The 19,560-nt window shown below is 71.2% G+C and carries 19 protein-coding genes and 1 riboswitch; of the genes, 11 read left to right on the top strand and 8 right to left on the bottom strand.

Translation table 11 applies throughout. The annotated features are described in order from the left end of the window. Positions 1 to 32: 32 nt before the first annotated feature. The 5 genes from KI385_RS13200 to KI385_RS13180 all read left to right on the top strand — a co-directional run bounded on the left by KI385_RS13200 (position 33) and on the right by KI385_RS13180 (position 5,226). On the top strand, positions 33 to 767 hold the full coding sequence (locus KI385_RS13200; protein ID WP_238572373.1) for a lysophospholipid acyltransferase family protein: 735 nt from the start codon (positions 33 to 35) through the stop codon (positions 765 to 767). 55 nt (positions 768 to 822) lie between these two features. After that, positions 823 to 2,151: a MacS family sensor histidine kinase gene (macS, locus tag KI385_RS13195; RefSeq protein ID WP_425356909.1), complete on the top strand. Its 1,329-nt coding sequence runs from the start codon at positions 823 to 825 to the stop codon at positions 2,149 to 2,151. Between the two features lie 23 nt (positions 2,152 to 2,174). Then, complete coding sequence (locus KI385_RS13190; protein WP_425357071.1) at positions 2,175 to 2,819, top strand: response regulator; 645 nt, start codon at positions 2,175 to 2,177, stop codon at positions 2,817 to 2,819. Between the two features lie 190 nt (positions 2,820 to 3,009). Continuing rightward, a complete protein-coding gene (locus KI385_RS13185; RefSeq protein WP_238572371.1) occupies positions 3,010 to 4,038 on the top strand; it encodes a 6-phosphofructokinase in 1,029 nt (342 codons plus the stop codon). A 171-nt stretch (positions 4,039 to 4,209) separates the two neighbouring features. Then, a complete protein-coding gene (locus KI385_RS13180) occupies positions 4,210 to 5,226 on the top strand; it encodes a 2-hydroxyacid dehydrogenase (RefSeq protein ID WP_238572370.1) in 1,017 nt (338 codons plus the stop codon). On the opposite strand, the gene KI385_RS13175 is transcribed toward KI385_RS13180, so the two are convergent. Further along, positions 5,192 to 7,210, bottom strand: a complete 2,019-nt coding sequence (locus KI385_RS13175; RefSeq protein WP_238572369.1) for an anthranilate synthase family protein — start codon at positions 7,208 to 7,210, stop codon at positions 5,192 to 5,194. The two genes, KI385_RS13180 and KI385_RS13175, sit on opposite strands and share 35 nt — an antisense overlap. A gap of 257 nt (positions 7,211 to 7,467) precedes the next feature. Between KI385_RS13175 and KI385_RS13170 the strand changes: the two genes are divergently transcribed. Both KI385_RS13170 and KI385_RS13165 read left to right on the top strand, forming a co-directional pair. Next, positions 7,468 to 8,817, top strand: a complete 1,350-nt coding sequence (locus tag KI385_RS13170) for a class II 3-deoxy-7-phosphoheptulonate synthase (protein WP_238572368.1) — start codon at positions 7,468 to 7,470, stop codon at positions 8,815 to 8,817. A gap of 193 nt (positions 8,818 to 9,010) precedes the next feature. Continuing rightward, positions 9,011 to 9,310: a (2Fe-2S)-binding protein gene (locus KI385_RS13165; protein ID WP_238572367.1), complete on the top strand. Its 300-nt coding sequence runs from the start codon at positions 9,011 to 9,013 to the stop codon at positions 9,308 to 9,310. Between the two features lie 43 nt (positions 9,311 to 9,353). Here KI385_RS13165 and bfr read toward each other — a convergent pair whose 3' ends face one another. Further along, positions 9,354 to 9,830 carry a bacterioferritin gene (bfr, locus tag KI385_RS13160; RefSeq protein WP_238572366.1) on the bottom strand — a complete coding sequence of 159 codons (477 nt, stop codon included), beginning with the start codon at positions 9,828 to 9,830 and terminating at the stop codon, positions 9,354 to 9,356. A 147-nt stretch (positions 9,831 to 9,977) separates the two neighbouring features. Between bfr and KI385_RS13155 the strand changes: the two genes are divergently transcribed. Next, positions 9,978 to 10,610 (top strand): sulfite oxidase-like oxidoreductase, encoded by a 633-nt coding sequence (locus tag KI385_RS13155; RefSeq protein ID WP_238572365.1) that lies wholly within the window; start codon positions 9,978 to 9,980, stop codon positions 10,608 to 10,610. Positions 10,611 to 10,665: 55 nt separating this feature from the next. Here the strand turns inward: KI385_RS13155 and KI385_RS13150 are convergent, their stop codons facing one another. The 6 genes from KI385_RS13150 to thiO form a co-directional block, all read right to left on the bottom strand. Then, the gene (locus tag KI385_RS13150; protein WP_425356908.1) at positions 10,666 to 11,223 is read right to left on the bottom strand and encodes a DUF4396 domain-containing protein; all 558 of its coding nucleotides are present in this window, start codon (positions 11,221 to 11,223) and stop codon (positions 10,666 to 10,668) included. A gap of 96 nt (positions 11,224 to 11,319) precedes the next feature. After that, the gene (locus tag KI385_RS13145) at positions 11,320 to 12,219 is read right to left on the bottom strand and encodes a deoxyribonuclease IV (protein ID WP_238572364.1); all 900 of its coding nucleotides are present in this window, start codon (positions 12,217 to 12,219) and stop codon (positions 11,320 to 11,322) included. A 71-nt stretch (positions 12,220 to 12,290) separates the two neighbouring features. Further along, complete coding sequence (gene pknB / locus KI385_RS13140) at positions 12,291 to 14,270, bottom strand: Stk1 family PASTA domain-containing Ser/Thr kinase (protein ID WP_238572362.1); 1,980 nt, start codon at positions 14,268 to 14,270, stop codon at positions 12,291 to 12,293. A gap of 121 nt (positions 14,271 to 14,391) precedes the next feature. Continuing rightward, on the bottom strand, positions 14,392 to 15,246 hold the full coding sequence (locus tag KI385_RS13135) for a thiazole synthase (RefSeq protein WP_281066849.1): 855 nt from the start codon (positions 15,244 to 15,246) through the stop codon (positions 14,392 to 14,394). 9 nt (positions 15,247 to 15,255) lie between these two features. Further along, positions 15,256 to 15,471, bottom strand: coding sequence for a sulfur carrier protein ThiS (gene thiS, locus KI385_RS13130; RefSeq protein WP_238572361.1), 216 nt, complete (start codon positions 15,469 to 15,471; stop codon positions 15,256 to 15,258). Positions 15,472 to 15,547: 76 nt separating this feature from the next. Beyond that, complete coding sequence (gene thiO / locus KI385_RS13125; protein ID WP_238572360.1) at positions 15,548 to 16,771, bottom strand: glycine oxidase ThiO; 1,224 nt, start codon at positions 16,769 to 16,771, stop codon at positions 15,548 to 15,550. Next, positions 16,769 to 16,881, bottom strand: a riboswitch (TPP riboswitch). It overlaps the preceding gene by 3 nt. 155 nt (positions 16,882 to 17,036) lie before the next feature. Between thiO and KI385_RS13120 the strand changes: the two genes are divergently transcribed. The 3 genes from KI385_RS13120 (at position 17,037) to thiE (ending at position 19,558) form a co-directional block, all read left to right on the top strand. Beyond that, positions 17,037 to 18,278: an NAD(P)/FAD-dependent oxidoreductase gene (locus tag KI385_RS13120; protein WP_238572359.1), complete on the top strand. Its 1,242-nt coding sequence runs from the start codon at positions 17,037 to 17,039 to the stop codon at positions 18,276 to 18,278. Positions 18,279 to 18,419: 141 nt separating this feature from the next. After that, positions 18,420 to 18,785 (top strand): Rv2175c family DNA-binding protein, encoded by a 366-nt coding sequence (locus tag KI385_RS13115; protein ID WP_238572358.1) that lies wholly within the window; start codon positions 18,420 to 18,422, stop codon positions 18,783 to 18,785. Positions 18,786 to 18,901: 116 nt separating this feature from the next. Beyond that, entirely contained in the window at positions 18,902 to 19,558 is a 657-nt protein-coding gene (thiE, locus tag KI385_RS13110; protein ID WP_238572357.1) for a thiamine phosphate synthase, read from the top strand. Positions 19,559 to 19,560 lie beyond the last annotated feature (2 nt).

The raw sequence follows: 19,560 nt of genomic DNA, 5'->3' as shown, positions 1-19,560 counted from the left end.
ACACAGGAGGCAGTCGGTTGATCTACGGCGCAATGAAGTTTTCCATCGGCGGGTCGCTGAAGCTTGCCTTCAGGCCCTGGGTGGAAGGCATCGAGAACATCCCCGCCGAGGGTCCGGCGATCCTCGCGAGCAACCACCTGTCCTTCTCGGACTCCTTCTTCCTGCCCGCGGTGCTCGACCGCAAGGTCACCTTCATCGCCAAGGCCGAGTACTTCACCTCCCCGGGCGTGAAGGGCAGGCTGACCGCCGCGTTCTTCAAGGGCGTGGGCCAGCTGCCGGTCGACCGCTCGGGTGCCAGGGGTGCCGGCGAGGCGGCGATCAAGAGCGGCATCGAGGTGCTGGAGCGCGGTGAGCTGTTCGGCATCTACCCGGAGGGCACCCGCTCCCCGGACGGCCGGCTCTACCGCGGCAAGCCGGGCGGCCTGGCCCGGGTGGCGCTGGCCACCGGCGCACCGGTCATCCCCGTGGCGATGATCGACACCGAGAAGGTGCAGCCTCCGGGCAAGATCGTGCCGAAGATGATCCGGCCGGGCATCCGTATCGGCAAGCCGCTGGACTTCACCCGCTATCAGGGGATGGAGGGCGACCGCTTCATCCTGCGGTCGGTCACCGACGAGGTCATGTACGAGATCATGAAGCTCTCCGGCCAGGAGTACGTCGACATCTACGCGACCGCGGCCAAGCGGCAGATCGCCGATGCGGCCAAGGCCGTGGAGGCGAAGAAGAAGGCCGAGGCGGAGCAGGCCAAGAAGGCCGCCGCCGAATAGACGGGCAGTGCCGAGGCCGGGCGTGGGCGCGCCCGGCGAGGGGTGGGGGCCGGCAATGACGGATGCGGACATACGGACGGTGACCGGCGGCATGGCTGCCGCCAGGCGCCACGGCAAGCACCCGAAGGTGCTGCGGATGTCCGTCGAGCTCCCGCTGTGGCGCGCGCTCACCGGCTACCGGATCCTCACCCTCGTCTACACCCTGTGCCTGGTCGCGCTCTCCTACCGGAGGTACGAGCATCCGCTGGGCGCCGCCGCGTACATGGGCGCGCTGACCGTCTGGATGGCGCTGACCTGGCGCCGTACAACCTCCCCGGAGCGCTGCACCCGGCGGTTCCTGATCGCCGACCTCGGCTTCGCGGTCGGCGGCATCCTCATCACACCGCTGGTCGACAGCCACGCCCGCATCATGGACGGCGCGCCGACGCTGCCTTCCATCTGGACCGCGGGCGCCGTCCTGGGCTTCGCCATCAAGGGCGGCTGGCGCTGGGCCGCGGTGGCCTCCAGCGCCGTGGCGGTCACCAATCTCGTCGAACGCCAGGAGCTGGCCCGCGACACCATCCACAACGTGGTGCTGGTGTGGGTGGCCAGCGTCGCCATCGGCTATGTCGTCGAGGTGGCCCGCGCCAGTGAGCGCACCCTCGCCCGTGCGCTGCAGATCGACGCCGCCACCCGCGAACGGGAGCGGCTGGCCCGCGACATCCACGACAGCGTGCTCCAGGTGCTGGCGATGGTGCAGCGGCGCGGCGCCGCGATCGGCGGTGAGGCGGCCGAACTGGGCCGGATGGCGGGCGAACAGGAGGTCGCGTTGCGCACCCTGGTCGCCGGCGGACTGATTCCGTCGGCGCACGGGGCGCGGCCGGGCGACGCGGCAACGGCCGTGCCGTACGCGGCCGGTGAGGGCAGGGCGGGGGAGGCGGCGCCCATGGTGGCCGCACCGCCACCGGTCACCGACGGGTCGTGCGACGTCCGGGCGCTGCTCGCTCCGTTCGCGAGCGCCGGCGTCACCTTCTCCGAGCCCGGCGCACCGGTCGAGCTGCCGGCCGCCGCGGCGGCGGAGCTCGCGGCCGCTGTCAGTGCCGCGTTGGACAATGTGCGGGTGCATGCGGGGGGCGACGCCCACGCGTGGATCCTGGTGGAGGACGAGCCGCATGCGGTGATCGTGACGGTCCGCGACGACGGCCCCGGTATCCCCGAGGGCCGGCTCGCGGACGCCGAGCGCGAGGGCCGCCTGGGGGTGGCCCTGTCGATCCGCGGCCGGCTGCGGGACCTGGGCGGCAGCGCGGAGTGGGTCTCGGTCCCCGGCCAGGGCACGGAAGTGGAGTTGACGGTCCCCAAGGGCACTGCGCCCGAGGGCGGAAGGCGGGGGAAGGCAAGAGCGTGACGGAGCAGACGGCCCTGAAGGTCATGGTGGTCGACGACCACCCGATGTGGCGCGACGCGGTCGCGCGGGATCTGGCGGAGGCCGGGTTCGAGGTGGTGGCGACGGCCGGCGACGGCCCGCAGGCGGTGCGCAGGGCGCAGGCCGCGGCGCCCGATGTGCTGGTCCTGGACCTCAATCTGCCGGGGCTTCCCGGCGTCCAGGTGTGCAAGGAGCTGGTCGGCGCCAATCCGGCGCTGCGCGTGCTGGTGCTGTCCGCGAGCGGTGAGCACGCCGATGTCCTGGAGGCGGTCAAGTCCGGTGCGACGGGCTATCTGCTGAAGTCGGCGAGCACGGAGGAGCTGCTGGACGCGGTGCGGCGTACGGCCGCCGGCGACGCGGTGTTCACACCGGGCCTGGCCGGTCTGGTGCTGGGCGAGTACCGCAGGCTGGCGACCGAGCCGGCCCCGGCGACACCGGACGAGCCGGGCGCACCGCAGTTGACGGACCGTGAGACCGAGGTGCTGCGCCTGGTCGCCAAGGGACTCTCGTACAAGCAGATCGCCGAGCGGCTGGTCATCTCGCACCGCACGGTGCAGAACCACGTCCAGAACACCCTCGGCAAGCTCCAGTTGCACAACCGCGTGGAGCTGGTGCGCTATGCGATCGAGCGTGGCCTCGACGAGGCGTGACCGGCAAGATCACCGGCCGCGGCCGGTGAGATCCGCCCGTACGGGTGAACACCTCGCGTCAACTCCCTGGTAAATCACCGAAATCACCGCTTGTCCCATCCCGAAGTGACCCAGATCACCATTAGCGTGACCGGCGTCGGCTCAAATCACGGCCGTGCGCGGCCACTGACGGGATGTAGGTGAAGCAGCGATGCGGGTCGGAGTACTGACCGGCGGCGGCGACTGCCCGGGACTGAACGCAGTGATCAGGGGCATCGTCCGCAAGGGCACCCAGGAGTACGGATATGACTTCGTCGGCTTCCGGGACGGCTGGCGCGGGCCCCTGGAGGGCGACACCGTGCCGCTGGACATCCCGGCGGTGCGCGGCATCCTGCCCCGTGGCGGCACGATCCTCGGCTCCTCGCGGACCAACCCGTTCAAGGAGAACGACGGCGTCCGCCGGATCAAGGAGACGCTCGCCAAGGAGGAGATCGAGGCGCTGATCGCGATCGGCGGTGAGGACACCCTCGGCGTCGCCGCCCGGCTCTCGGACGAACACGCGATCCCCTGTGTCGGTGTCCCCAAGACCATCGACAACGATCTGTCGGCGACCGACTACACCTTCGGCTTCGACACCGCCGTCGGCGTCGCCACCGAAGCCATCGACCGGCTGCACACCACCGCCGAATCCCATATGCGGGTCCTGGTCGTCGAGGTGATGGGCCGGCACGCCGGCTGGATCGCACTGCACTCGGGTCTCGCCGGCGGGGCGAATGTCATCCTCATCCCCGAGCAGCGCTTCGACATCGAGCAGGTCTGCGCGTGGATCGAGTCCCGTTTCAAGGTCCGCTACGCCCCGATCGTGGTCGTCGCCGAGGGTGCGATGCCCAAGGACGGCCAGATGGTGCTCAAGGACGACTCCACCGACTCCTTCGGGCATGTCCGGCTGTCCGGTGTGGGGGAGTGGCTGGCCAAGGAGATCGAGGCACGTACGGGCAAGGAGGCCCGGACGACCGTCCTCGGGCACACCCAGCGCGGCGGTACGCCGAGCGCCTTCGACCGCTGGCTGGCCACCCGCTTCGGGCTGCACGCCATCGACGCGGTGCGCGACGGTGACTTCGGGAAGATGGTCGCGCTGCGCGGCACGGACATCGTCCGGGTGCCGATCGCGGAGGCGACCGCCAAGCTGAAGACCGTCGATCCGGCGCGCTACGCCGAGGTCGGCGTCTTCTTCGGCTGAGCCGGGCCGCTGCCGCTTCGCTCCTGCCGACCTGCCCCGTCCCGTACGCCGGGCGGCACTGCCGGGCGATGGGCCGTATATTCGCCGTACGCGACATATCCGGCCTGTCGCCCATAGGTCGGAAGGAAAGGGACCAGCGAAGAGAACCGGCGGGAGAATCCGGGAGAGCTCGTGGACATCGTCGCATTCGGTGTGCAGGCGGATGAGCGGCCGTTCCTGGAGAAGGCCTTCGCCGGCCGTCACCAGGTCCGCGGCGTGGATGTCTTCCTCAACCGCGACACCGCCCCCATCGCGCGCGGCTACGAGATCGTCAGCTCCAGCGTCAATGCCGATCTGAGCGCGGACGTCCTGCAGACCCTCGCGGCCGGCGGGACGAAGATGGTCGCCCAGCGCTCCACGGGCTTCAACAACATCGATCTGCAGGCCGCCGCCGACCTCGGCATGACCATCGGCCGGGTCTCCCACTACTCGCCGTACGCGGTCGCGGAATTCGCCTGGGCCCTGGCGCTGGCCGTCAACCGGGGGATCGTACGGGCCACCAACCGCACCCGTAACTTCGACTTCCGGCTGGACGGCCTGATGGGCCGCGATCTGCGCGGTCGTACGGCGGGCGTGCTCGGCACCGGCAAGATCGGCGAGGCGTTCACCCGGATCGCCCATGGCTTCGGGATGAACCTGCTGGGCTGGGATCTCGTCGAGAACCAGCGCTGCACCGAGCTGGGCATGAAGTACGTCGCCCAGGAGCGGCTGTTCGCCGAGGCCGATCTGATCACCCTGCACGTCCCGCTGGTGGAGGCCACCCGGCACCTCGTCGACGCCGCCGCGCTGACCGCGATGAAGGACGATGCGATCCTGATCAACACCGGCCGCGGCGGGCTCGTCGACGCCGCCGCCCTCGTCGATGCGCTCAAGGCCGGCCGGCTCACCGGCGTCGGCCTGGACGTCTACGAGGAGGAGGCCGGGCTCTTCTACTTCGACAGGTCCCTGGAGATCATCAACGACGACACCCTGGCCCGCCTGATGACCTTCGGGAACGTGCTGGTCACCTCGCACCAGGCGTACTTCACCGAGGATGCGGTCGGTCAGATCGTCGAGGCCACCGTGGCCAATGTCGAGGACTATCTGACCGGCCGCACCAACGAGAACATGCTGGTCACACGAGGACAGCTGCCAGCAGCTGCGCAGTGACCGAGGCGCCGTCCAGGGTCAGCACCGACTCCGGATGGAACTGCACCCCCGCGAAGCCCGGACCGCGCAGCGCATGCACCTCGCCACTTTCCACGTCCCGGCTCAACTCCACGCGGTGCATGGCGAGTTCGGCCGCCGTGGAGTCGTCGCAGCGGGCCGTGAAGGTGTTGTAGAAGCCCACCGTCTCCTGGCGTCCGAAGAAGTCGATCCGCTCCTGCGCGCCCTGGAAGGGCACCTCCTTGCGGACGATCTCCAGCCCCAGCTCCGCGGCGAGCAGCTCGTGTCCGAGGCAGACGCCGAGAATCGCGCGGCCCGAAGGGCCTCGATGAGGGGTGGTGGCCGGGAGACGGGCGGGCCCGTGCCGGTGGCCGGCGACCAGCTCGGCGGTCAGCGACCGCAGAAAGCGCATCTTGGGGTCGGCGGCGTCGGACGGGTCGCCCGGCCCCGGGCCCAGCACGACCGGGCCCTGGTGCGCCCGGGCGGCCTCGCGCAGCCCCGGCTCGTCGAAGCGGCGCACGGTGACCTCCAGCCCGGAGGTCCGCAGCAGATGCGCCAGCATCGCGGTGAAGGTGTCCTCGGCATCGATGACCAGGGCATGTCCGCTCAGCGCGGCGGTCGGCGCGGTGGTCTGCATCCGCAGCCAGAAGGGGGCCAGGTCGGCCCGGCGGGCGTCCAGCGCGGCCCGCACCCGCGGGTCGTCGGCCAGCCGCGGCGGCCGCCCCTCGGCCGCCGGACGCGCCGGCGCGGGCCGTACCCCCAGCGCGGTGAGCACCCCCGCCGCCTTGGCGTGCGTCTCGGCGACCTCGCTGTACGGGTCGGAGGCGCGCACCAGCGTGGCGCCGACCGGCACCCGGAGACGGCCGTCCGCGGCGATATCGGCGGTACGGATCAGAATCGGCGAGTCCAGCGTCTGCGCGCCCACGCCCTCGTCCCGCCCCTCGCCCGGTGCCCGCCCGATCAGCGCCAGCGCGCCCGCGTAGTAGCCGCGCCCCCGCCCGTCGGTGCCGACCGGCTCATGCCGTTCGATGACCCGGCAGGCGTTCTGCACCGGCGACCCGGTGACCGTCGCCGCGAACATCGTCTCCTTGAGCACCTCGCGCACATCGAGGGTGGAGCGGCCGCGCAGCTCGTACTCGGTGTGCGCGAGATGCGCCATCTCCTTGAGCCGGGGCCCGATCACCACACCGCCCCTGTCGCCGACGGTGCACATCATCTTCAGCTCCTCGTCCACCACCATGGACAGCTCCTCGACCTCCTTGCGGTCGCCGAGGAACGCCAGCAGGCTCTCGGCGGTGGGGCCGCCGGCCGGGTAGCGGTAGGTCCCGCTGATCGGATTCATCACGACCGTGCCCCCGGTCATCCGGACATGCACCTCGGGGCTGGCGCCGACCAGCGTGCGCACCCCGGGGCGGTGCACCGCATACGTCCAGTACGCCCCGCGCTCACCGGCCAGCAGCCGCCGGAACAGTGCCAGCGCGTCGGCCGCCGAGAAGTCCGCGATCTCGCCCTCGAACGTCCTGCGGATGACGAAGTTCGCGCCCTCGCCGGTGCCGATCTCGTCCCGCACCACCCGCCCGACGATCTCGGCGTAGGCGTCGTCGTCCACATCGAACGCCCCGTCCGTCACCCGTACGTCATGCGCCGGGAGCGCCGCCAGCACGTCGTCCAGCGGCAGTTCGACACTCTCGCTCGGGCGCAGCACGGCCAGCGGTGTGCCGTCGTCGTGGGCCCGGAAACCGCGCTCGCGGATCTGCCGGAACGGGATCAGCGCGAGCGCGTCGATCACCGGCGCATCCGGCACCGTCTCAGCAAGTGGGATGTCGGCCAGTCGCTCGACCTCGGTCACCTCGCCGATCAGCACCTCTACGGTGTCGCCCGTCTCCCGCCCGGGGGAGCGGCGGCGCAGCAGGGCGAACGGCGGGCAGGCGGGGTCGAGCAGCCGCTGGACGAGCGCGGCGGCGTCGGTGTGGGGCTCGCGGTGCATGGCGGGTTCCTTCCGGGTGAGCCAGAGAAGGGGTACGGCCGCCGGAAACACCGAAGGCCGCCCCTCGGGCGGCCTTCGCGAAGTGTGTGGTGTGCGCGCGAATCAGTGGGCCGCCGGATGAGCGGTCCACCACCAGTTCATGTTCATGGCCGGTCGCGTGTACATGGAGGGCACCCTACCGGACCGTCCGAGTGCGGTGCGTCTCAAAGTCCGGATGCCGGACGGACACCCCCACGGGACCCCGTAATGTGGGGCTTGTGACCGTGAACGCTGAATCCCACGCCGGTGGCAACACCTGGCGAGACCTGCCCGCGGCGCAGCAGCCTGACTGGCCGGACCAAGAGGCTCTGCGCGATGTGATCGCGGAGCTCGAGTCCTATCCGCCGCTCGTCTTCGCGGGCGAGTGCGACCAGCTGCGTGAGCGCCTGGGAGCGGTCGCCCGTGGTGAGGCGTTCCTGCTTCAGGGCGGCGACTGCGCGGAGGCCTTCGACGCCGTATCCGCCGAGCACATCCGTAACAAGCTCAAGACGCTTCTCCAGATGGGTGCCGTCCTGACCTACGCCGGGTCCGTCCCGGTGGTCAAGGTCGGCCGGATCGCCGGCCAGTACAGCAAGCCGCGCTCCAAGCCCACCGAGACCCGCGACGGGGTGACGCTGCCGACCTACCGCGGCGACTCCGTCAACGGCTTCGAGTTCACCGAGGCGGCCCGTATCCCGGACCCCCAGCGCCTGAAGCGGATGTACCACGCGTCCGCCGCGACGCTGAACCTGGTGCGCGCCTTCACCACCGGTGGCTACGCCGACCTGCGTCAGGTGCACGCCTGGAACCAGGACTTCGTGAAGTCCTCGCCCTCCGGGCAGCGCTACGAGGCGCTGGCCCGCGAGATCGACCGTGCGATGAACTTCATGAACGCCTGCGGGGTGGACCCGGAGGAGTTCCGTACCGTCGAGTTCTACTCCTCCCACGAGGCGCTGGTGCTCGACTACGAGTCGGCGCTGACCCGGGTCGACTCGCGTACCGGCAACCTCTACGACGTCTCCGGACACATGGTCTGGATCGGCGAGCGCACCCGTCAGCTGGACGGCGCGCACATCGAGTTCGCCGCACGCATCCGCAACCCGATCGGCGTCAAGCTCGGCCCGACGACCACGCCCGAGGACGCGCTCACGCTCATCGAGCGCCTCGACCCCGAGCGTGAGCCGGGCCGGCTGACCTTCATCACCCGTATGGGCGCGGACAAGGTCCGCGACAAGCTCCCCGAGCTGGTCGAGAAGGTCACCGCCTCCGGCGCGCGGGTCGCCTGGATCTGCGACCCGATGCACGGCAACACCTTCGAGGCGGCCTCCGGTCACAAGACCCGGCGCTTCGACGATGTGCTCGACGAGGTCAAGGGCTTCTTCGAGGTCCACAAGAGCCTCGGCACGCACCCGGGCGGTATCCACGTCGAGCTGACCGGCGACGATGTCACCGAGTGTGTGGGCGGCGGCGACGAGATCTTCGTCGACGATCTGCACCAGCGCTACGAGACCGCCTGCGACCCGCGGCTCAACCGCAGCCAGTCGCTGGACCTGGCGTTCCTGGTGGCGGAGATGTACCGCGACCAGTGAGGCGGTCCGCCGCTGACCTGCGCTGACGGTCAGGGGCACGAAGGCGCAAGACGAGAGTGGGGCGCGGATCCTGTGATCCGCGCCCCACTGCGTTGTGAAGCCCCCGCCGGGCCAGGTAAGGTAAGGGTTACCTCACTCAAGATCAGCTGATCGATGAGTCATCGCCGAGCCGCCCCCATGGAGGTGAAACCGCGTGTACGTCTGCTCATGCTTCGGGATCACCGAGAAGCAGGTCCGCGAACACGCGGCTACGGGCGCCTGCACGCCCCGCCAGATCGCCTCCGCCTGCAAGGCCGGCACCGACTGCGGAGGCTGTGTACGCCGCATCCAGGCGCTGCTCGGCCGGGGTGACTGCCCTCGCCGGGAGCTCATCGACAACGGCGCGTCCACGGCGCTGTCGCCCGACCCGTTCGCGTCCGAGCCGCTTGCGCCCGATCCCCTGGGCGCGGAGGCGGGCGCAGGGGCGCCCGCGGCGCTCTCGGGGGTCGCGTAGTTCTGAGGGCCGTCCGGCAGGCTCCCGCCATCGCGCCGCTCGCTCAGCTCGGCTGCTCGATCACCTGGGCGATGTAGAGCGCCTCTCCCAGCTTCTCGATCAGCTCCAGCTGGGTGTCGAGATAGTCGATGTGGTGCTCCTCGTCGGCGAGGATGTCCTCGAAGATATTCGCCGAGGTGATGTCGCCCTTGTTGCGCATGAGTTCGATACCGCGCTTGAGTCGGTCGATGGCCTCGACCTCGATCTGCCGGTCCGCCTGGAACATCTCGGTGACGGACTGGCCGACCCGTACATGGAACAGCCGCTGGTAATTCGGCAGACCGTCGAGGAAGAGAATCCGGTCCGTCAGGAGCTCTGCGTGCTTCATCTCGTCGAAGGACTCGGAGCGCGTGTACGTCGCGAGCTTCGTCCAGCCGAAGTTCTCCTGCATCTTGGCGTGCAGGAAGTACTGGTTGATCGCGGTCAGCTCGGCGGTCAGCTGCTCGTTGAGGAATTCGATGACCTCGGGGTCGCCCTGCATGGCTGCGGGCTCCTTCCACGCGAGATATGGGCAGGTGCCGCGCATCCTCGCACCGCCCGGAGTGGAACGTCCAGTAAGTTCACGCTTAGTACGAGTTGTCCGAATCCCTCCCTCCCTGGTCATCGGCACCCCTTCCGGTCTGACAACATGGAGGGCATGGGTCAGCCGGAAAGCCGCGAAGAGGAGCCTCCTCTGCTGCCTCCGGGGCAGCGGCTGCAGCGGGGCTGGCCGGTGACGCATTACGGGCCGGTCCCCAAGTTCCGTGCCGAACGCTGGGAGTTCCGGGCTTTCGGTGCCACCGTCGACGGCGCGAAGCACTGCTGGTCGCACGAGGAATTCACGGCGCTGCCTTACACCACGGTCGTCGCCGATATGCACTGCGTGACGAAATTCAGCATGCTGGGAGCCGAATGGGGCGGGGTGCGCACCCGGACGATTCTGGATCTTGCGCCGCCCGCGCCCGATGTCACCCATGTGATGGTGTGGGCCGAGTACGGCTTCAGTTCGAATTTGCGGCTGGAGGATTTCGCCGCGGAGAAGTGCATCTTCGCCACACACCGCTCGGGTGAACTGCTCACCGCCGAGCACGGCTTCCCGGTCCGCCTGATCGTTCCGCATCTGTACGCCTGGAAAGGCCCCAAGTGGGTCCGCGGTATCGAATACATGCGGGCCGACCGCCGCGGCTTCTGGGAGGAGCGCGGCTATCACAATGTGGGCGACCCCTGGCGGGAGCAGCGCTACTCGTACCAGGAAGAGCCCGGGGACGGCCCCGAGCTCTGATCCCGTATACCCCCGGTGGGTGTGCGGCCGGTGGTTCCGTGGCGGGCTGCGGCGGTCAGTGGTGGTAGCGGTGCACCACCGCATGGCCCTTGCCGCGGCCGATCATCCACTTGTTGACGGGTGTGGTCACCACGAAGGCGAGCGCCAGTGAGGCGGCCAGGGCGCCCCAGAACAGTGCGTCCGCCAGTTGCGCGTCCATCGCGCTGGGCCAGACCGCGATCACGCCGTTGTCGATCAGCTCCATCACGGCGATGGAGAGCGTGTCGGCGGCCAGCGCGACCCGGAACGCCGTCCTGAAGTCGACGCCCGCCGCCAGGACGCCGCGCAGGGTGAGCGAGTAGCCGAAGGCGAAGGCCAGCACGATCGCCAGGATCATCGTCGGGACGTTGTGCCAGCCCAGTGCGGTGCCGATCACCATGCCGAGGATCTCGCCGATGGCGCAGCCGGTCAGGCAGTGCAGGGTCGCCCTGGCGGCCATCGCCCAGCTGACCGGGCCGTGGGCGGCATGGACGGCATGGCCGGAGTGATCCGTGTGACCGGCGTGGTCCGGATGGCCGCCGTGCTCGCCGGGTGCCTGTGTGATCGCGTGGTGCTCGTGGTGTGTGTGCTCCATGGGATGCCCCCAACGCGCGATGACGGTTCCTGTCCGACAGGAGGAACCGTATACCCCTGGGGGGTATTCCTCAAGGGAGATCGCAGGCCGGCGGGCTCAGCTCGCGCGCAGCTCCTTGAGGCGGGCCACGTCCGCCGCGTGCCCCTCCTTGCCGCCCGGCGTCTCGACGACCAGCGGTACGCCGACCGTCGACGGATGGCGGAACAGCTCACCGAACGCCTCGGCGCCGATATGGCCCGCGCCGATGTTCTCGTGCCTGTCCTTGTGGGCGCCGACGACATCCTTGGAGTCATTGGCGTGGATCAGCTTCAGCCGGCCCTCGCCGGCGACCTCCACCAGCTCGTCCAGCAGCGCCTTCGTCCCGCCCGGCGCCGCCATGTCGTGCCCGGCCGCGAACGCATGGCAGGTGTCGAGGCAGATCCCCAGCTTGGGGTGCCGGTCCAGCGCGTCGAAGTACGGCCCGAGATCCTCCGCCAGCGCACACAGCGAAGCGCCCTGCCCGGCCGTCGGCTCCAGCAGCAGCCAGGGATCGTCGGGGTGCGTCAGCTCGTCGAGCAACGGCCGCAGCCGCTCCCTGACCTGCGCCATCGCCGTCGCACGGGGCCGTCCGCCGGTCGCCGAGCCGGTGTGCACGACGACCCCGAGCGCACCGATCTCCCGGCCGCGGCGCAGCGAGTGGCGCAGCGATGTCACGGACCTGTCGACCGTCGCCTCGGTGTGCGACCCGAAGTTGATCAGATACGGCGCATGGACATACGCCGGGATCCCCTGGAGCGCACAGGCCGCCCGGAACGCCTCGTCCTGTTCGGGGTTGCCGGGCGTCGTCGCCCAGCCGCGCGGATTGGCCACAAAGACCTGCACGACCTCGTCGCCCATCTCATGGGCGTACGGAATGCCGACCTTCGCCAGGCCACCGGCGACCGGTACATGACCGCCGACCGGATTACGTGCACGGGCGCGCTGCTCGGCGCCTTTGGGGGAGGGGGATCTGCTCACCCTCCCAGGGTGCCAGGTGCCGCACGGCCGCCGTCCCGGGGGACGGCGGCCGGACCGCGGAGCGGGTGGCCCTACAGCGCTCCCTTGAGCTTGATGGTGATCGTGCTGCCCTTCGGCGCCTTCTCACCGGAGTCGACGGACTGGGTGTCGACGGTGTCCTGCGGGAAGAGGAACGGCTTCTTGACCTCGACCGCGAAGCCGAGATCCGTCAGCTCCCTCTTCGCGTCCTCGACGTTCTCGCCGGTGACATCCGGGACGGTGATCATCTCCGGGCCCTTGGAGAGCGTGAGGGTGATCGTGTCGCCCTCGCCGCGGGTGTCGCCCTCGCCCGGGGACTGCCGGGCGATGGTGCCCTTGTCCTGCGTGGAGAAGGCCGGCTGGTCCGCGAAGCGCACCTCGAAGCCCGCATCGCGCAGCTCGGACACCGCGTCCGCCCGCTCGTCGCCGACCACACCCGGCACCACGACCTTCGCGCCCCGGCTGATGGTCAGCGCCACCGCCGTGTCGGGCCGCCGCTTGCTGCCCGCCGCCGGATCCGTACTGATCACCGAGCCCTTGGCGACCTCGGTGCTGAAATCCCGGGTCTCGATGCCCGGGACCAGCCCGCGGTCGCGCAGCTTGCGCTTGGCGTCCGCGAGCGGGGTGCCCGACAGATCCGGGATGGTGACGATGTCCGGGCCGCGGGAGACGGTGAGGGTGACCGTGCCCGTGCCGCGGATCCGCTTGCCGTTCGCCGGATCCGTCTTCATGACATGGCCGCGCTCCACATTGGAGCTGAAGCCGCGCACCACCTTCACACCCAGCCCCGCGTCGCGCAGCGTCTTCTCGGCCTTGGCCTGCGGCATGTCCAGCACCGCGGGGACGGTGGTGAACTGGCCGGAGTTGATGTACCAGACGCCCGTGCCGACACCGAGGAGCAGCAGCACGGCCGCGATGACCGTGGCCAGCCGCCGGCGCTGGAGCAGGCCCCCACGGGGCGGCGCGGCGGGCACCGGACGCAGCCGCGTCGTCTGCTCCGCCGGCGGCACCTCCAGCCGGCTGGTGCGGTTCAGCTCCGCCTCGTCCGCCCCCGGCAGCGGCAGCTGTATGCCGCCCGGCCGGGGTATCACATCCGTACGCTCCGAGCCGTCATCGGCGCCGGCGCCGACGAGGCCGCCCGCGGGCACCTCCTTGGCCTGCGGAGGGACGACATCCAGCTGCTCGTCGGACAGCTCCGACCGCGCCGCCCGCACCCGGGACAGCATCGCCACCGCGTCCTGCGGGCGCTGCTGGGGATCGCGGGCGGCGGCCAGTGCGACCAGCTCGTCCAGCTGCGGCGCCAGGCCGGGCACCAGCCCGGAGGGCGGCCGCACATCCTCGTGCAGATGCTGGTAGAGGATCTGCGCCGCGGAGCCGCCCGTGTGCGGCTTGCCGCCGGTCAGCATCTCGTAGAACACCACACCACAGGCGTAGACATCGACCCGGGCGTCCGCGGTGCCGTGCTCCATCTGCTCGGGGGCGAGATAGGAGACGGTCCCCAGGACGGAGCCCGTCGAGGCGGTGGTGTTGGTGTCCACCGCGCGCACCAGGCCGAAGTCGGCGACCTTGACCCGGCCGTCGTCGCCGATCAGGACGTTCTCCGGCTTCATGTCGCGGTGCACCAGACCGGCGCGGTGCGCGGCCCCCAGGGCGGCCAGGATCGGCTCCAGGATGTCCAGCGCGGCCCGCGGCTGCAGGGCGCCCCGCTCGCGGAGTACGTCGCGCAGCGTGCAGCCGGCGACATACTCCATCGCCAGATAGACGTAGGTACCGTCCGTGCCCTGGTCGAAGACGCCCACCACATTCGGGTGCGACAGCCGTGCGACCGACTTCGCCTCACGGATGAAGCGGTCCACGAACGCCCCGTCCGTGGCGAGACTCGGGTGCATCACCTTCAGTGCGAGCACACGGTCGAGCCGGGTGTCCATGGCCCGGTAGACCGTGGCCATACCACCTGCGGCGATGCGCGCCAGAACGCGATAGCGGCCGTCGAGCAGCTGACCCACGAGCGGGTCCTGAAGGGTCGTATCCACGGCAGATGAGTCTACGAGCAAGGACCGACAGCTCGAACTCCGCGGCCGCGGTACGGGCCGTACTGCAGCGGAACGGTGACAGGAGAGGCGGGGGAGCGGCGTGGACGGGCCGCCCCGCCGCCTAGAACGCCGGCCGCTCCGGATCCAGCTCCGCGACACCCTCCGTGGGCGAGGACGCCAGCGCGAAGTGCCGGCGCGGAATCCGGCCCGCGCGATACGCCAGCCGGCCGGCCTCGACCGCGTGCCGCATCGCCGCGGCCATCAGCTCCGGCTCCTGCGCACGGGTCACCGCGGACGCCAGCATCACCGCCGCGCAGCCCAGCTCCATGGCCAGCGAGACGTCCGAGGCCGTTCCCGCGCCCGCGTCGAGCACGACCGGGACGCCGGCCCGCTCGGTGATCAGCTGGAAGTTGTGCGGATTGCGGATGCCCAGGCCGGAGCCGATCGGCGAGCCCAGCGGCATGATCGCGGCGCAGCCCACATCCTCCAGCTTGCGTGCCACCACCGGATCGTCGTTCGTGTAGGGCAGCACGGTGAAACCGTCGTCCACCAGGGTCTCGGCGGCTTCCAGCAGCTCGATCGGGTCGGGCAGCAGGGTGCGCTCGTCGGCGACGACCTCCAGCTTGACCCAGTCCGTGCCGAGCGCCTCCCGGGCGAGCCGGGCGGTGAGCACCGCCTCGCCCGCGGTGAAGCAGCCCGCCGTGTTCGGCAGCACCCGGATCTTGTGCCGTTCCAGTACGGACAGCACCGAGCCCTGCACGGCGGGGTCCAGCCGCCGCATGGCGACCGTCGTCAGCTCCGTACCGGAGGCGAGCAGCGCACGCTCCAGGACGTCGAGACTGGGCGCGCCACCGGTCCCCATGATCAGACGGGACGCGAAGGTGGTGCCGGCGATGGTGAGGGTGTCGGAGCCCGCGGGGGAGCCGCTGTCGGACGCGGCGGGGGTCGTCCCTCGGACGATTGCGGTATCGGTCATGTCTGTGGATCAGCCTCCCTGGACCGCGGTGAGCACCTCGACGCGGTCGCCGTTGCCGAGCGGGGTGGTGGGCCACTGGGTGCGCGGCACCACGGTTTCGTTGACCGCGGCGGCCACCCCGGCGGAAGCCTTCGACAAGGTGGCGACGAGCTGGTCGAGGGTGAGGCCGCCGGGGATCTCGCGGGCCTCGCCGTTGACGGACACGGACACGGTGGAGGCGCTCATGCGCTGGCCTCGCTTCGCTCGGCGGGCGTGCCTTCGCGACGCGCGCACCTGCTCATTGTTCGCTCGCTGCGCTCGCTCATACGGGCTGCTCCTGTGGGGCGCGGACGCGCTCGGGCCCGGGGGTGGTGGCCGAGAAACGCGTGGGGGAGAAGGGGCGGGCCTCTTCCGGGAGGCTTCCGGTGGCCAGCACCTCGGCCATCGCGTCACCGGTGACCGGCGTCAGCAGCACACCGTTGCGGAAGTGGCCGGTGGCCAGGTGGAGGCCGGCCAGCTCGGTCGGCCCGAGCAGCGGCGCGTTGTCGGGGGAGCCGGGGCGCAGACCGGCGCAGGTCTCCACGAGCGGCAGCTCGGTGATGCCGGGGACCAGCTCGTGCGCGTCCCGCAGCAGCTCGTAGACCCCGCCCGCGGTGACGGTGGTGTCCCAGCCCATCTCCTCGCTGGTGGCGCCGACGACCAGTTCGCCGCTTTCCCGCGGCACCAGGTAGAGGGGGCCGCCACGGACGACGGCCCGTACGGTGCGCGACAGGAAGGCCGCGGAGCCGGCCGGCATCTGGGGGAGGCGCAGCCGCAGCACCTGGCCCTTGACCGGGCGCACCGGTGGCAGCACCTCGTCGGGCACCCCGGCCAGACGGCCGCTGTGGCTGCCCGCGGCCAGGACGACCTGACCGGCCGACAGCCGTGTGCCGTCGGCGAGTTCGGCCCCGGACGCACGGCCGCCGTCGACCGTCAGCCGCTCGGCCCGGCTCCGGTGGAAGACCACCCCGGCGCGTTCACAGGCCACCAGCAAGGCGCCCGCCAGCCGGCGCGGATCGACCTGGTGGTCGCCGTCGACCCGCAGACCGCCGCGCACCCCGGGGGCCAGCATCGGCTCCAGACGGCGGCACTCGCGTCCCGTGAGCCACTGCGAGTCCAGTCCCGACCGGATCTGCAGGGCGTGCAGCTCGCGCAGGTGGGCACGGTCGTCGGCGTCCAGCGCGACGGCCAGGGTGCCGCACCGCCGGTAGCCGATCCGCTGCCCGGCGGCCTCCTCCAGCTCGTCCGTGAACCGCGGATAGCGGCGCGCCGAGGCCAGGTTGAGGCCCAGCAGGGTCTGCTCGCCGTAGTGGAGTTCGGTGACCGCGGCCAGCATGCCGGCCGCGACGTGGGCCGCGCCGCCACCGGGCGCGGGGTCGGCCACCGCGACGGTCAGACCGCGGCCGGCCGCCCGCCAGGCGGTGACCAGGCCGATGATGCCGCCCCCGATGACGAGCACATCGGGGTGCCCGGTGGCTGGTTTCGACGGTGTGGCAGGTGGATGCATGGGCGTCCAGCCCCTCCCTTCGCCGGCATGACCCGGATCAGGTTCGTACGGTCGGAGGCCGGCCAGCCTCCCTCTCAGCCCGGTGCGTCCAGGCTCCCGCGAGTGCGTGTATCCGTCACCCTAATACGGGGCCGCGACGCGTCGTAAGGGAGCGAGGCCGTGCGCCCATGGGGCCGCGCCCCCGGGCGACCGACTGTGACGCTGTGTCAGAGATCTCCTTGCGCGCTGCTGCGAACGGCGTCTTCCGCCGTCCTAGAGTGATCGGGTGAGCGAGCAGAGCAAGTCTTCCCAGGCCCCTGACCGCACGCCGCGCGTCGTGATCGTCGGCGCGGGAATCGCCGGTGTGCAGACCGCGGTCGCCCTCCGCGAACAGGGCTGGCGCGGCGCGATCACGCTCCTCGGCGACGAGCCCCACCAGCCCTACGACCGCCCCCCGCTGTCCAAGGCGGTGCTGCTGGGCAAGGCGGACGGCTCCACCTTCGACGTCGACTTCGCCGCGCTCGACATCGAACTCCACCTCAGCCGCCGGGTCACCGCCCTGGTACCGGACGCCCATCTGGTCGAGACCGCCGAGGGCCCGGTGCCGTACGACTACGCGGTCATCGCCACCGGCGCCGACCCGATCCTGCTGCCCGGCAGCGAGGGGCTGCCCGGCGTCCATCTGCTGCGCACCCTCGACGACGCCGAACGGCTGCGGCCGGTGCTCGCCGCGCAGCACGAGATCGTGGTCGTCGGGGCCGGCTGGATCGGCGCCGAGTTCGCGACCGCCGCGCGCGAGGCGGGCTGCGCGGTCACCGTCGTCGAGGCCGCCGACCGCCCGCTGGCCGGTGCGCTGCCCGCCGAGGTCGCCGCCCACATGACCGGCTGGTACGCGGACGCCGGCGCCGAGCTGCGCACCGGCGCCCGGGTCGCGTCCGTCACCTCGGGCATGGTCACGCTCGCGGACGGCACGAGGCTGCCCGCCGACGCCGTGGTCGTCGGCATCGGCGCCCGGCCCGCCACCGCCTGGCTGGCCGGCTCGGGCGTCGCGGTGTCGCCCGAGGACGGTTCCGTGCTGGCCGACGAGCGGCTGCGCACCTCCGTGCCCGATGTGTACGCGGTCGGCGACTGCGCGTCCTTCCCGTCGACCCGCTACGGCAGCCGGCTGCTGATCCACCACTGGGACAACGCCCTCCAGGGCCCCCGTACGGTCGCCGAGAACATCGCCCGGGGTGAGGCGGAAGGGGTGGTCTACGACCCCGTCCCGTACTTCTGGTCCGAGCAGTTCGGCCGGTTCGTCCAGTACGCGGGCCACCATGTGGACGCCGATGAGCTGGTCTGGCGCGGCGATCCGGCCGGGGCCGCCTGGTCGGTGATCTGGCTGCGCGACGGGCGGCTGGTCGCGCTGCTGGCGGTGGGCCGGCCGCGGGACCTCGCCCAGGGGCGCAAGCTCATCGAGCGGGGCGTGGCCCTCGACCGGGAGCGGGCCGCGAACGCGGCCGTACCGTTGAAGGCCGCGGCGCTGTAGCCGGGGCGCCGCCGGCCGGGGGCGCCGCGGGCGCGCAGCCGGTGGCCGCGCCGGAGCGCGTCGTCACCCTCCGGTGTGCACGAAGCCCCTGACGGCGATGCCCGGCTACCGGCTGTCAGTGCGAGGTGGCACGCTTGTCCTGTGACCGAGATTGACGCAAACATCGATGGACTCGTCCCCGCCTGGCTCACCCTCCCCGACATCGCCGAAAAGCTCGGCGTCGAGGTGACGCGCGTGCGGCAGCTGGTCAAGGAGGGCCAGCTGATCGCGGTGCGCCGCGGCGAGAACAGGGCGCTGCACGTGCCCGCCGATTTCATCAAGGACGACAAGGTGGTCAAGGGCCTCGTCGGCACGCTCACCCTGCTCAAGGACGACGGCTTCACCGACGAGGAGATGCTGGAATGGCTGTTCACCGCGGATGAGACCCTGCCCGGTACGCCGGCGCAGGCGCTGCGCGAGAATCGCGGCACGGAGGTGAAGCGCCGGGCCCAGGCCCTCGCCGTCTGACGCGCCCCGCGCGGCGCTCTCATCAGTAACCGCACCAGCATCCGTATCCACATCTGAGGGGCGTACGGGCCGGAAGGCCCGGCCCGTACGCCCCCGACCTGGGGGGTAGCCGCCCGATGACCACCGCACGACAGGCCCTGTCCGACGCCCGGCTCTACCTCTGCACGGACGCCCGCAAGCAGCAGGGCGACCTCGCACAGTTCCTGGACGCGGTGCTCGCCTCGGGCGTGGACATCGTCCAGCTGCGCGACAAGGGCATGGAGGCCGGCGAGGAGCTCAGACACCTGGAGGTCTTCGCGGACGCCTGCCGGCGGCACGGCAAGCTGCTCGCGGTCAACGACCGCGCGGATGTCGCCCATGCGATCGGCAGCGATGTGCTCCATCTCGGGCAGGGCGATCTGCCGGTTCCGGCCGCCCGCGCCCTTCTCGGACCGGACGTCCTCATAGGCCGCTCCACCCACGCCGAGACCGAGGTGGACGCCGCGATCGCCGAGGCGGGGGTGGACTACTTCTGCACCGGCCCGTGCTGGCCGACGCCCACCAAGCCGGGCCGCCATGCCCCCGGCCTCGACCTGGTCCGCTACACCGCGTCGCGGGCGCCCGAGCGCCCCTGGTTCGCGATCGGCGGGATCGACGCCGGCAATCTGGACGAGGTGCTGGAGGCGGGCGCCCGCCGGGTCGTGGTGGTCCGCGCCCTCACCCAGGCGGACGATCCGGGCGCGGCGGCCGCGGCACTGGCCAAGCGCATCCGGACCTGGGAAGACAGGACCTAGGT

Origin of the sequence: Streptomyces inhibens (assembly GCF_022221585.1) — a bacterium.
Taxonomy (GTDB): domain Bacteria; phylum Actinomycetota; class Actinomycetes; order Streptomycetales; family Streptomycetaceae; genus Streptomyces; species Streptomyces inhibens.
This window is presented reverse-complemented; position numbering and strand designations above follow the sequence as displayed.

Bases quoted from the DNA above. Each gene is read 5' to 3' on its own strand.
- thiE (WP_238572357.1), top strand. From the start codon at position 18,902: ATGACCACCGCACGACAGGCCCTGTCCGACGCCCGGCTCTACCTCTGC.
- thiO (WP_238572360.1), bottom strand. From the start codon at position 16,771: ATGCATCCACCTGCCACACCGTCGAAACCAGCCACCGGGCACCCCGAT.
- macS (WP_425356909.1), top strand. From the start codon at position 823: ATGACGGATGCGGACATACGGACGGTGACCGGCGGCATGGCTGCCGCC.
- KI385_RS13175 (WP_238572369.1), bottom strand. From the start codon at position 7,210: ATGCACCGCGAGCCCCACACCGACGCCGCCGCGCTCGTCCAGCGGCTG.
- KI385_RS13185 (WP_238572371.1), top strand. From the start codon at position 3,010: ATGCGGGTCGGAGTACTGACCGGCGGCGGCGACTGCCCGGGACTGAAC.
- KI385_RS13190 (WP_425357071.1), top strand. From the start codon at position 2,175: ATGGTGGTCGACGACCACCCGATGTGGCGCGACGCGGTCGCGCGGGAT.
- KI385_RS13150 (WP_425356908.1), bottom strand. From the start codon at position 11,223: ATGGAGCACACACACCACGAGCACCACGCGATCACACAGGCACCCGGC.
- thiS (WP_238572361.1), bottom strand. From the start codon at position 15,471: ATGAGCGCCTCCACCGTGTCCGTGTCCGTCAACGGCGAGGCCCGCGAG.
- KI385_RS13155 (WP_238572365.1), top strand. From the start codon at position 9,978: ATGGAGGGCATGGGTCAGCCGGAAAGCCGCGAAGAGGAGCCTCCTCTG.
- KI385_RS13135 (WP_281066849.1), bottom strand. From the start codon at position 15,246: ATGACCGATACCGCAATCGTCCGAGGGACGACCCCCGCCGCGTCCGAC.
- bfr (WP_238572366.1), bottom strand. From the start codon at position 9,830: ATGCAGGGCGACCCCGAGGTCATCGAATTCCTCAACGAGCAGCTGACC.
- KI385_RS13200 (WP_238572373.1), top strand. From the start codon at position 33: ATGAAGTTTTCCATCGGCGGGTCGCTGAAGCTTGCCTTCAGGCCCTGG.